At 62.6% G+C, this 12,857-nt stretch carries 8 protein-coding genes; 1 reads left to right on the top strand and 7 read right to left on the bottom strand.

Features of this window, described 5'->3' with window-relative positions; translation table 11 throughout:
• Positions 1–21 precede the first annotated feature (21 nt).
• From NKH83_RS20330 to NKH83_RS20320, 3 genes are all read right to left on the bottom strand, one after another.
• Positions 22–1,050, bottom strand: a complete 1,029-nt coding sequence (locus NKH83_RS20330) for an NAD(P)/FAD-dependent oxidoreductase (protein WP_254817396.1) — start codon at positions 1,048–1,050, stop codon at positions 22–24.
• An 81-nt stretch (positions 1,051–1,131) separates the two neighbouring features.
• Positions 1,132–1,452 carry a 2Fe-2S iron-sulfur cluster-binding protein gene (locus tag NKH83_RS20325; protein WP_254817397.1) on the bottom strand — a complete coding sequence of 107 codons (321 nt, stop codon included), beginning with the start codon at positions 1,450–1,452 and terminating at the stop codon, positions 1,132–1,134.
• A 97-nt stretch (positions 1,453–1,549) separates the two neighbouring features.
• Entirely contained in the window at positions 1,550–1,918 is a 369-nt protein-coding gene (locus tag NKH83_RS20320; protein WP_352807096.1) for an Hpt domain-containing protein, read from the bottom strand.
• Positions 1,919–2,204: 286 nt separating this feature from the next.
• Between NKH83_RS20320 and NKH83_RS20315 the strand changes: the two genes are divergently transcribed.
• A complete protein-coding gene (locus NKH83_RS20315; protein ID WP_352806956.1) occupies positions 2,205–8,591 on the top strand; it encodes an apolipoprotein A-IV repeat region-like domain-containing protein in 6,387 nt (2,128 codons plus the stop codon).
• Between the two features lie 105 nt (positions 8,592–8,696).
• Here NKH83_RS20315 and NKH83_RS20310 read toward each other — a convergent pair whose 3' ends face one another.
• The 4 genes from NKH83_RS20310 to NKH83_RS20295 all read right to left on the bottom strand — a co-directional run bounded on the left by NKH83_RS20310 (position 8,697) and on the right by NKH83_RS20295 (position 12,782).
• Positions 8,697–9,263 carry an ABC-type transport auxiliary lipoprotein family protein gene (locus tag NKH83_RS20310; protein WP_352807093.1) on the bottom strand — a complete coding sequence of 189 codons (567 nt, stop codon included), beginning with the start codon at positions 9,261–9,263 and terminating at the stop codon, positions 8,697–8,699.
• A gap of 127 nt (positions 9,264–9,390) precedes the next feature.
• Positions 9,391–10,764 (bottom strand): MlaD family protein, encoded by a 1,374-nt coding sequence (locus tag NKH83_RS20305; protein ID WP_352806953.1) that lies wholly within the window; start codon positions 10,762–10,764, stop codon positions 9,391–9,393.
• Positions 10,765–10,777: 13 nt separating this feature from the next.
• Positions 10,778–11,596: an ABC transporter ATP-binding protein gene (locus NKH83_RS20300; RefSeq protein ID WP_254820179.1), complete on the bottom strand. Its 819-nt coding sequence runs from the start codon at positions 11,594–11,596 to the stop codon at positions 10,778–10,780.
• 1 nt (position 11,597) lies between these two features.
• Positions 11,598–12,782, bottom strand: coding sequence for an ABC transporter permease (locus NKH83_RS20295; RefSeq protein ID WP_352806949.1), 1,185 nt, complete (start codon positions 12,780–12,782; stop codon positions 11,598–11,600).
• Positions 12,783–12,857: the final 75 nt, after the last annotated feature.

Below are 12,857 nucleotides of genomic sequence, written 5' to 3'. Positions count from 1 at the left end.
CCCACGAAAATACAGCGAGGTTCAGTCGACCACGCCGAGCTTCTTCTGCAAGCTGGTCGACGAGGTCGTATACTGGAACACAATGCGCTCGCCGGGGCTGACGATGCGCTTGGCTGCTTGCGCCATCAAAGCGACCTCATGGAAGCCTGACAGGATCAGCTTCAACTTGCCGGGATACCAGTTGATGTCGCCTACGGCGAAGATGCCAGGCACCGACGTCTGGAATTTTTCGGTGTCGACCGGGATCAGGTTCTCGTGGAGATTGAGGCCCCATTCGGCGATTGGGCCGAGCTTCATCGTCAGGCCGAAGAATGGCAGCATCCGCGTACACGGTACTTCGATATCGCCCTCCGGTCCCTTGATGATGGCGGAGGCGAGCTGGCCGTCGGCGCCGGTCAGGCCAGTCACCTGTCCAACCTGGAATTCCAGCTGCTTCATCTCCTGCATGGCATACATCTTGTTGACGCTGTCGGGCGCTGCACGGAATTCGGGCCGCCGGTGCACCAGTGTCACGCTCTTGGCCACCGGCTGTAGATTCAGCGTCCAGTCGAGCGCCGAATCGCCGCCGCCGACGATGACGAGGTCATGGCCGCGAAAGTCCTCCATCCGGCGCACCGAGTAGAACACGCTCTTGCCTTCATAGGGTTCGATGCCCGGGATCGGCGGCCGCTTCGGCTGGAAAGAGCCGCCGCCAGCGGCGATCACGACGATTTTGGCTTCGAACACCTCGTTTTCGTCGGTAGTGACGCGGAAGCTGCCGTCCTCCAGTCTTTCCAGGCCCGAAACCATGCGGTTATAGGTGAATTCGGGCTTGAACGGCGCGATCTGCTCAAGCAGCTTGTCGACCAGACCTTGCGCCGAGATTGAGGGCCAGCCCGGAATGTCGTAGATCGGCTTTTCCGGGTAGAGTTCGGCGCACTGCCCGCCGGGCCGGTCGAGTATGTCGATCAGATGGCACTTCATGTCGAAGAGGCCGAGCTCGAATACCGCAAACAGACCGACAGGCCCTGCCCCGACAATGAGTACGTCTGTCTTGATGATAGCGGTCATGAAGCATGCGCCTTTATGGGAAACGGCGCGACACTGCATGACCATTGGTCCGCTGCCAAGCGGCAGCGGCAAAAATCGGCTTCAGCCCTGGCGGGCCGGCACGCGCACGACCAGCCCGTCGAGGGCGTCGCGCACCTTGATCTGGCATGACAGCCGCGAATTCGGCTGGACGTCGTAGGCGAAATCCAGCATGTCCTCTTCCATGGCTTCCGGCTCGCCGACCTCCGCCGTCCAGGCTTCGTCGACATAAACATGGCAGGTCGCGCAGGCGCAGGCGCCGCCGCATTCCGCTTCTATTCCCGGCACCGCATTGCGGATCGCATTTTCCATGACGGTCGAGCCGTTTTCGGCATCCACGTCAAAACGCGTGCCGTCATGGGCGATGAAGGTCAGCTTGGTCATTTGTCACCTGAAGGGAGTCTGAGCCGACATAATCACTCTGCCGGACAAGTCAACTGCGGCGCCAAAGCGCCGCTGTGTGGCGTTTCGGGAATAAGTGCTATCGGCTGATGGCGGCGACGAAGTCGCGCACTTCTTCGATCAGCGAGCCAAGCCGCTTCAGCGTGCCGGCGTCTTCGGGCCGGCATTCGATCGCACTGGCGCAATCGGCGATGGCGAAGGCGCCGACCCCGCGCGCCGAGCCTTTGAGCCCGTGTGCCAATAGCAGCCGCTGCCCGACATCCGCATCGACGATCTTGTCGCGCACCGACAGCGCCTGCTGCACGAACAGAGCCAGCACCTCCTGCTCGAGGCTCCGATCGTCCATCGTCTGGCGCGCAAGATGCGCCAGGTCGATCGGCCGCGCCCCGGCTGTCCCCGACACATCGCCGCCGGGCATCGAGAAGGCAATGCCGTTTTCGCCACGTATCACTTTGAGACTCCGTTCTTCGACCGCCGCAAAAACTAGGCGTATCCGGTGGACAACGGGTTAATGATTGGCCCCGAAAAATGTCGCGATAACGGCGCCGGAATCACGGCTGTGTTAACCTTATATTTAAAGTTTTACGTATCGGGCGGAATGCATGTTTTCTTTACCCGGCTGTGTCATTACGATACGACAGGGTCCATTTTCAGCCTCCTGCGCGGGACACGCTAGGCAGAATCAATAAGCAGAACCATAAGTCCCGCCGCAGCTTGTACAGGGTAGCGAAGGCATGGCGAAGAAACCAACGACGACAAGAACGCTCGACAGCGACGTAGCCAGAGAACTCGAAAAGGCACTCGATATCGACCTGAGCGGCGATGCCGGCGGCGACTTCGACATGGCGGCATCCATGGAAGATCTGGAAGCGCAAATATCGCAAGCCGCCGACGAGCTGGCGCGCGAAGGTCGCAGCCAGAACGAACCGCCTGCCCCGGACCAGACCCAGAGCGCGGCACAAGCCGCCAATCAAAGCCAGAACGCAAATTCCGCGCCAAAGGCCAAGCCGGCTGAGTTGCGTCCTGTCGCAACGCGCAATGGCTCGCAGCCGGCAGCTTTCTCGCCGGCCAACGACGATCGTCAAAAAGACTATAAAACGCTCCTGCACACCCTCAATCGGCGCGCCTCGAACACGATCTATTGGGTCGTGGCTTTCGTTTCGCTGGCCTGGATCGCCGGCGCTGGCGGCCTTGCGAACCTGTTGTTCGGACCTGGCATCTGGAACATCCGCACCTTCGATCAGTTTTTCGCCCGTCCCGAGCTGATCGGCCTGGCGGTCGCGGCAATCGTGCCTGTCATCCTGTTCTGGGCATTCGCAGTGATGATTCGCCGCGCTCAGGAGATGCGCCTTGCCGCGCAGTCGATGACCGAGGTGGCCTTCCGTCTGGCCGAGCCGGAAAATCTTGCCCAGGATCGCGTCATGATGATCGGCCAAGCGGTTCGCCGCGAGGTGGCAGCCATGGGCGAAGGCATCGAACGCACGCTTGCGCGTGCCGTCGAGCTCGAAACGCTGGTTCACAGCGAGGTGAACCAGATCGAGCGCTCCTATTCAGAGAACGAGTCCCGCATCCGCTCGCTGGTCGATGGGCTGGGCAGCGAGCGCGAAGCAGTCGTCACCCATGCCGAGCGCGTGCGCGCCTCGATCACCGGCGCCCACGAGACACTGAAAGACGAGATCAACGCCGCCAGCGATATCATTCGCGACAGCATTCTCAACGCCTCGACCAAGCTGTCGATGACGATCAACGAATCCGGCGACACGCTGATCGACAGGATCAACGGAAGCTCGATGTCGATCTTCGATTCGGTGGAAGGCCGGCTCGAATCGATCACCGATCGCCTGTCGACGTCGGGCGAGGCCTTCGCCAGCCTGCTCGACACCCGCATCGCCAAGCTGACGGACACCACCGATGGCCTGACGCGGTCGCTGACCGACCTGCTCGACGACCGCACGAGCGGCATGGTGTCGCTGCTCGGCGGCGCCGCCCGCACACTCAATTCGGAATTCGAAGCCAGCCTCAACGGCATCGAGCGGACGCTTGCCGAACGTGGCCAGGCGCTGATCAGCGAGTTCCAGACCCGCGCCGAGGCGCTCGACACCGGCACGCAGAAGCTCAACGCCGCGCTGGAGGCTCGCGCACGCCAGATCAACGAGACGCTGGTCGAGCGCGCGCGCGAAATCGCCCACACCTTCCAGGATAGCAAGGAGACGCTGTCGGCAATGATCGATCAGGGCAAGACCCAGATCGGTGCCGACATGGCCGACATCATTTCATCGACCTCGACCATGCTTGAAGCCCGCGCCGGCGATTTCGCCGGGCGCATGGAAGCGGCACGCCATGTCGTATCGCGTTCGTTCGACACGGACATCGAGCGGCTTGCCGATGCTCGCGCCGGCATAGAGGAAGCCGTCGAAAACCATAGCCGCAAGCTTTCCGAAAGCCGCGACCGGATGGCGGCGGCAATGCAGGCCGATTTGGCGAAGTTCGCCGAGGGTCGCGCCGAAATCGACGCAGCGGTGGCCAACCAGGTGCAGAAGCTTGCCGAAGGCCGCAGCCTTATCTCGCGCGCCCTTGAGGAGGATCTGCGCAAGGTCAACGAATCGCGCGCAGCGATCGACGCTTCACTGGGCAGCCATCTCGAAAGCCTTGAAGAGGGTCGCAACAGGCTGGCCCAGGCCCTGAACGAAGACTCCGGAAAACTCGTGCAAGCTCGTACGATAATTGATGAAATGGTTGCCGGGCACGTCGGCAAGCTCGCCGAAGGCCGCAGCATCCTTTCGCGCGCGCTCGAGGCCGACCTCGGCAAGTTGGCAGAGAGCCGCGCCGCCATCGACGGCCTCGTCGCCGGTCAGGTCGAAAAGATCGCCGAGGGTCGCGCCATACTCGCCAGTGCGCTGGAAGCCGACATCGCCGGCATCAATGGCCTCATCGAGGCGCATTCGGCGAAATTGGCGCAAGACCGCAGCGGTCTTTCCCAGTCACTCGATAACGACCTCTCCGACATCAGGAGTCTGATCGCTGATCATTCCGGCAGGCTCGCCGATGACCGCAGCCTGCTTTCGAAGACGCTTGAGGACGATCTTGCCAAGCTGGCCGAAAGCCGGTCGAGCATCGATGGGCTGGTTGCCGGCCAGGTCGAGAAGCTGGCGGAAGGCCGCGATATCCTCAAGCGCGCGCTTGAATCGGACCTGAACGCTATCAAGGGCGTCATCGCCAGCCAGTCTGAAAAGCTGGCGGAAGACCGTGGCCAGTTGTCACGGGCGCTGGAGAGCGACCTGGAGGCTGTGCGGGGCGTTGTCTCCGATCACATGAACAAGCTTGCCGAAGACCGTTCGACGCTTTCGAAGGCGCTCGAGGACGATCTCGCCAAGTTGGCCGAAAGCCGCTCGAGCATCGATGTGATGGTTGCCGGCCAGGTCGAGAAACTGGCGGAGGGCCGCGACATCCTCAAGCGAGCGCTCGAAGCCGATCTGAGCACTGTCAAGGGCGTCATCGCCAGCCAGTCCGAAAAGCTGGCGGAAGACCGTGGTCAGCTGTCGCGGGCACTGGAGACCGATCTCGAGACCGTGCGGGGCGTCGTCTCCGAACATATGAACAAGCTTACCGAAGAGCGTTCGGCCCTCTCGAAAGCGCTCGAGGACGATCTTGCCAGGCTGGCAGAGAGCCGTTCGAGCATCGACGGGCTGGTCGCCGGCCAGGTCGAGAAGCTGGCCGAGGGTCGCGACATCCTCAAGCGCGCCTTGGAAGACGATCTTGCCAAGCTGGCCGAAAGCCGCTCGAGCATCGACGGACTGGTTTCCGGCCAGGTCGAGAAACTGGCCGAAGGCCGCGATATCCTCAAGCGCGCCTTGGAGGCCGATCTCAACACGATCAGGGGCGCCATCGCCGATCAGTCGCAGCTATTGACCGATAATCGCGCGCAGTTTTCGCGTGCGTTGGAAGCCGATCTCGGCAACGTCAACAGCCTTGTCGCAACCCACGCAGAGAAGCTCGTCCAGGACCGCTCGACCCTGTCGAAGGCGCTCGAGGACGATCTCGCCAAGCTGGCCGAAAGCCGTTCGAGCATCGATGGGCTGGTTGCCGGCCAGGTCGAGAAACTGGCGGAAGGCCGCGACATCCTCAGGCGAGCGTTGGAAGCCGACCTGGAGAGGCTTGCAATGAGCCGCAGCGAGGTCGACGAGATCGTCGCCGGTCATGTCGGCAAGCTGAGCGAGGGCCGCGACATGCTGACCCGCGCATTGCAGGACGATCTCTCCAGGCTCGCCGAAACGCGCAAGGATGTCGACCGTTCGCTGTCCGGCCATATCGACCAGATCGCTGCCAGGAGCACCGACATCTCCGATGCAATCGCTGCCGACGTAGAAAAGATCGAGCAGGCGTTCAGCCGGCAGACAGGCATCATCGAGGAGCGCGCCAGCACCATGGAGCGGGCGCTGTCGACGGGTGTCGACAACGTTCGCAGTGTGCTCGAAAAAAGCGCGGTCTTCGTCGCCGGGGCGCTGCGTGAGAAGGTCCTGGAAGTCACGAGCGCGCTGCATGAGCAGGCGGGCGCGGCATTCAGCGATGCCGACCGCAAGATCGCTGAGCGCGCCGAGCAGACCTCCGCTGCCCTGCTCGCCAGGGCGGAGGACATCGCCCGCACCTTTGAAGAGGCGGATCGTCGCCTTGCCGCGCGCGCCGAGGATACGTCGAGCGCACTGATTGCCCGCGTCGACGACACGTCGAACACCCTGCTCGCGCGCGCCCAGGAAACGGCCGATCAGCTGGCAGCCAGAGCAAGTGAGATTGCCGGCACCTTCGACGCGGCGGACCACAGGCTGGTCTCTCGCGCCATCGAAACGGCCCAGTCGCTGGCGGCACGTGCCGGCGACATCCTGCGCAATTTCGAAACGGCCGACGAGCGGCTGGGCGTGCGCATCGGCGAATCCGCCGAAGCGCTCGCGGCACGCGCGTCGGATCTGGGTCGCATTTTCGATGCCGCCGACCAGCAACTTATTTCGCGCATTGCCGAAGGCTCCGAAGCACTTTCGGCCCGTGCGGCTGAGATCGGCCGCATCTTCGAGGAGGCGGATCATCGCCTGGTATCCCGTATCGCCGACAGCAGCACCGCCATCGGCGAACATGCCGACACCATTGTCGGCGCCTTCACCAGCACCGAGCAGCGGGTTGCCGAGCGCGCCAGGCAGACTGGCCAGGAACTCGCCGTCCATGCGCGTGAAATCGAGCAGGTGCTTGCCGGCGCCGACCAACGCCTGGCATCGAGTGCGGCTGCCACAGCGGCCCGCGTCGAGGAGCAGGTCGCCGGCGTCGAGAACCGCCTCGCCTACTCCGCCGAGACAATGGGCCAAAAGCTCAACGAGCAGGTTGCGAACGCCGAGGCGCAGTTGGTCTCGCGTGCCAACACGATCGCCGAAACCTTCACCGCGGTCGGCCAGCATATCGGCCAGAGCACCAATGACGCTGCAAAGACCATCGGTGCCAATACTCGCGAGCTCAATACGATGCTTGCGGCACGTTCGGCTGAAATATCGAAAATCCTGGACGAGACGGCACGGCCTCTGGTCGAGCGCTTTGCCCAGGGCGGCTCCGAGCTGCAAAAGAGCATGGAAGAGGTCACAGAACGTGCGACCGAGAAGCTGCGCACTCAAAACGCCGCCCTCGTCGACGCCCTCGCCAGCCGCACGGCCGAAACCCTGTCGGCCGTCGAAGGCGCGCGCTCGACGCTTGCCGACAGCGTTGCCGACCTCATCGGCCGCATGACCACCTCCAGCTCGCAGCTCGGTCAATTGATCGAGCAGGCGGCGGGCAATCTCGGCCAGGTTGAAGAACGCCTGACCGGGAGCACGCAAAGCTTCGCAGCGACCACGGAAAAGACCGCGCAGACCTTCGCCAGTTCGGCGCGCCTGGTCGATTCGAACACGACGCGGCTCACCGAGCTGTCGTCCTCGACCTTGCGCGAGGTTGCTTCTATCGCCACCAAGTTCGACGAGCACAGCCGGTTGCTTTCCAGTGCCTCGGACCTGTTGAGCTCGGCCCAGAGCAATCTCGAGCACACGCTCGAAAGGCAATCGTCGCTGGAGGACCTCGCCGTCGGCCTTGTCAAGAAATCGGAAGATCTCGAAAGGGTCATGCGCTCGTTCGAGAATCTGGTCGGCCAAACGCTGCAGAACGCCGAAGGCAAGACGCTGGAATCCGCCGACAAGATCCGTACCGCGATTTCCGAAGTGGTCGATTCGGCCACCAAGCGCTTTGCCGATGCGACCGAAGAGATGCGGCGTACCGCCGGCTCGATCAAGAGCGAGCTCGACCTCACCCGCGCCGAGCTCAAGAAAGGCGTCATCGAGATGCCGGAAGAAGCAAAGGAATCGACCACGGCTATCCGCCGTGCCGTTTCAGAGCAGATCAACGCGCTGAAGGAACTTTCTGAAATCGTTGCGAAATCTGGCCGTAGCGCCGACAGTTCGGAACAGCGCAACCTGCGTCCGGCGCCGCAAGCGCCTGCCGCACGCGCCGCTGAGCCGCCACGTCGCCCGGCTCCGGCTCCAGAACAGCGCCGTCCCCCGCAGGCGCCTTCGGGCGAGGCGGCGCTGCGCGGCACGCTCGACCTCGAACGTCCCGCAGACCAAGCGCCACGCCAGCGCGACCCCAACGGCCGCACGCCGCAAGGCGGCTGGGTGCGCGACCTCCTGACCGGTGCATCGCGCGAAGACGACGCCAAGCCGGCGGCGCCCGCCGAAGCGCCGCGCCCTGCTCCCGCTGCGCGTTCGCCGCTTCATGTCGTGGAATCGCTGAACTCACTCTCGGTCGATATCGCGCGCGCCATCGATCACGACGCCTCGATCGAGCTGTGGAACCGCTACCGGCGCGGCGAGCGCGACGTCTTCACGCGCCGACTTTACACGCTGAAGGGCCAGCAGACGTTCGACGAGATCCGCCGCAAATATCAGTCGGAGGCGGAGTTCCGAGCTGCTGTCGATCGTTACTGCGACGATTTCGAAAAGCTGCTCAAGGACGTGTCGCGCAACGACCGCGACAACATCATGGCACAGACCTACCTGACCTCGGATACCGGCAAGGTCTACACGATGCTGGCACACGCCAGCGGCCGCCTTCACTAGAGCGGGCGATAGAGAATAAACGAAAAGGCGGGATTTCCCGCCTTTTTCATGCCGTACTGAATTCCATTGGCGCTGTAGAGTGCCGTGCCAGCAGTTCCGGCCGCGTCAGATCACAGTGTCGGTCCAGCGGACGATTTGCCCGGCCGCATCGCCGAACGCGGCATCGAGCGCGCCGACATAGGCCTGGTTGCCATTGCCCGAAACGGGCGCGATGGCGCTAAACGTCTTCGAAGCGCGCACTTCACCGTTGCGGTCGTTCAACAGGCGCACGAACAGCTCGACCTCGGCATGTTCGCCGCCATCGACACGCACCTCGAACGAGCGGATCTCGACGATCACCTGATAGTCGATCGCCAGCCCCTCGCCTGGCTTGCCGACGCCGGTGAAGCTGCCCGAGCGCTGGAACGTCTCTGCCAGCCGCGCCTGTACGATCATCGGCAGCCGGTCGGCCCATTGCGCGCCCTTGAGATACTGGATCGATCGCGGTGATGGCTTGATGACGATGTTCTGGCTATCCAGCGCCTTGAGCGCCGAAGGCTGGGCGATGAGTATCTGGCGCCGGCTGCGGGCACGCGCTTGCAGCGACGGCGCCGAAAGCTCGAACGTATCCAGCGGCGCCGGTCTGCCGCCCGGCAAGGCTGCGCAGCTTGCAAGCGAAAGCGCCAGCAACATCGCCCCGACCTTAGACCCGCCCGATGTGATGCTGCCTGAACTGATCGACTTCAAACGCGATCCCCCCCGGATCGTGGAAACAATGCGCATCTGCCAGCTATGTTCTTGCGGTGGTCGGGGATCGAAGTCAACGGCGCACCCTGCCGTCGAACTGTCGGACCTCGCCCTCGCCGCCGGACAAGATCCTTTGTGGGTTGCGGCTGAGATCGGTTACCGCCTCTTCGATGCGGTTGATCGAACGGCGGCTGTCCTGGACCAGCGCTTCGACGTTTTGCAGCCCTTGTCCCGAGAACCGCGCCAAATTGTCGGTAATGGTACCGAGACGGGCGTTCAGCGTGTCGGCGACCTGCTTGAACGATTTCAGCGTCGCTCTGGCGTCGGCCATGACGCCGTCGGCCTGGCCGGAGCCAAGCAGTTTGTCGACCTTGGCAAGGATACCGTCGACTCGCACCGAGGCATCGTTGAGGCGTCCTGCGAGTTGGTGCGCGTCTTTGATGGTTTCATCGATGTCATCGGCTCGGTTGGCGAACTTGTTGGTCACCTTGGCGATGTCGGCGGCAGCCTCGTTGGCGTTTTCGCTGGCCTTCTGGATATTGGCCAGCGCGGTGCGCACCTCAGCCGGATCGATGCCGTCGAGAACGCCGTCGACCTTGGCCAGCGTGCCTTGCGTCTTCTGGGCGAAGTCGTTGATCGAGCCGACCGCGGTGTCGACGTTCTTGATGACCGTGTCGAACTGCTTGCTGGTTTCCTTGAGATTGGCGGTGACCGTGTCGACATTGGCGACGATGCTCTTGATCTGGTCCTTGTTGACGGCGTTGAGTAGCCCTTCCGCCGCCTTCAGGGTGCCGTCGAGCTTGCCCGAAACACCTTTTAATTCGTCCGCCAGCGAGCTGACGCTGGCCAGGAACTTGTCGACGCCGTCCGCATTCCTGGCCAGTGCATCGGAGAAGGTCTGGACATTGTTGACGGTCTGCGTCAGCGGCCCGCGAACATCCTTGGTGAAGCCTTCGAGCTCCGAAAGGACCTTGTAGGCCCGGGTGAAGATGTTCTGCGCCGTCTGCAACAGGTTGGTGACGGCCGACGGGTTGGCAACGATCTCGGCGACGCGGCCTTCCTTTTCCGCCTCGTCGAGGAGTTTTGGCTCCTTGGGGTCGGCGCCCTTGAGCTCGATGTTGGCCTGGCCGGTGAGGCCGGCAAGCCCGATATCGGCCTGCGTCGACTTGGTGATAGGCGTATTCCGGTCTATTTCGGTGTCGGCGATAGCAGCAGTCGGATTGTCGACGTCAATATAGACACGGCGCACGTCGCCGACTTTGACGCCATTGAACAGCACGAAACTGCCACGGCCGAGCCCCGAAGCGGAGCCTGGAATGCGCACGCGCAGCACCGCCGTCTCGCCCCTTTCGCCGATAGCCGCCGTCCAATAGACGAAAGCGAAAGCCGCGAGGATCGCGGCCAGCGTGAAAATGCCGACAATGACGTAGTTGGCCCTGGTTTCCATTGCTCACTTATGGCTATGCGCGCGCCGCAAGATCAAGTTGCCGGGCGCGTTTTCCGCGGAAATAGGATTTTACCCAGGGTTCCTCGCTCCTGAGCATGTCGTCGATCGTGCCCTCGACCAGCACCTTCTTGTTGCCAAGCACCGCCACGCGATCGCACGCGGTAAACAGCGTGTCGAGATCATGCGTGACCATATACACGGTCAAATCCATCGTATCGCGCAGCTTGACGACCAATTCGTCGAATTCAGCCGCACTAATTGGATCGAGGCCGGACGTCGGCTCGTCGAGGAAAACGATGTCCGGATCGAGCGCCAGGGCGCGCGCCAAGGCGGCACGCTTGATCATACCGCCGGAGAGCTCGGAGGGGAATTTCTGCGCCGCCTCCGGCGGCAGTCCGACCAACTCGACCTTGAGCATGGCAAGTTCGTCCATCAGCTTCTTCGGCAAATCGAGATATTCACGCATCGGCACCTGGACGTTTTCGAGGACCGTCAGCGCCGAAAAAAGGGCGCCATGCTGGAACAGCACGCCAAGCCGCATGTCGATTCGAAGGCGCTCCCTTTCGGTTGCCTTCTCGACGTCGACGCCGAACAGTTTGATTGTGCCCGATTGCTTGCGCGTCAAGCCAAGGATGGTGCGCAAGAGAACAGATTTGCCCGCACCGGAGGCACCAACAAAGCCGAGAATCTCCCCGCGCCAGATATCGAGCGACAATTTGTCGAGAACGACCTGGTCGGCGAACGATACGGTGATGTCGTGTGCCGACAGCACGATCTCGTCTTCTTTGACCTTCGTCGCCACCTTGGTCGTGTTTGTGCCCGGCAGCGCCATCTCAGAACTCGATCGCTGCATAGAACATGGCGAAAAGCCCGTCGAGGATAATGACCACGAAGATCGACTTCACCACTGAGGCGGTCACATGCTGGCCGAGCGATTCGGCGCTGCCGCCAACCTTCATGCCCTCGACCGAGGCGATTATGCCGATGATCATGGCCATGAACGGCGCCTTGATCAGGCCCGCAAAGATGGTGCTGAGGTCGATTGCGACACGCAGCCGGTCGATGAACGCTGCCGGTGCAATATCAGAGTAGAGCCACGCAGCCAAAATGCCGCCGCCCAGTGCTGCAAAGTTGGCGATGATCGTCAGGCAAGGCAGCGCGACGACCAGCGCGACCAGCCGCGGAAACACCAGCACGCCGATTGGATTAAGACCGATCACCTTCAGCGCATCGACCTCCTCGCGCATCTTCATCGAGCCGATCTCGGCGGTGATCGCGCTACCGGAGCGGCCGGCGATCATGATCGCCGTCATCAAAACGCCGAGCTCGCGCAGGATCAGCACGCCGACCAGGTCGACGACGAAGATGTCGGCGCCGAAATAACTGAGCTGATAGGCGCCTTGCTGGGCAACGATCGCACCGACGATGGCCGACATCAGCACCACCACCGGTATGGCGCCGACGCCCATGCGATCGATCTGGTTGAAGATCGCCGCCATATTGACGGCATGGCCACGGCCAAGCTTCATCTGAGAGCCGCGTATCGTAGCGCCGAGGATGTTCATTGCGGCCAGGAAATCGTCGCGCATCTCATAGACGCGACGGCCTACCGCCTCGAGCCCCCGAATGATGAAGTTGGGCGGCTTTGCCAGACCGGATCCGGGCTCGCGTCGAACCGCATCGCCGACGGCGCCAAGCAGGATCGAGGCAATCTCGCTTTGCCCCTGCATCTTGATCTCGACGCCCTTCTTTTCGAAGCTGCTCACCAGGCGATCGATCAGCCAGGCGCCGGCAGTGTCCATCTTCTCGATCTGCGACAGATCGAGCGCCAGCGTCTTGAAGCCGCCGCGCTTCTCGATCTTGCGCATCTCGGCATCGACCAACGCCACGGTGCGTGTCGTCCAGCTTCCCGAGAAAGCGCAGCCGAGAACGCCGCCCTCCTCGCCGATCGCGATGCGCGGCTGGTGGTCGGGCTCCTTGGCAGGGCCGCTTGCGTCGCGTTTGCGGATGGTCAACATGGCGTCCTGTTTAGCCTGACGGGGCCGAGCTGTCGATTTGCCGACATCCTCCTTGTGCACAGCCGGAGCAGAAAA

This window comes from Mesorhizobium sp. M0909 (assembly GCF_040319515.1).
Classification (GTDB): domain Bacteria; phylum Pseudomonadota; class Alphaproteobacteria; order Rhizobiales; family Rhizobiaceae; genus Mesorhizobium.
The sequence above is the reverse complement of the archived record's forward strand: the minus strand, read 5'-3'. Positions and strand labels throughout refer to the sequence as shown.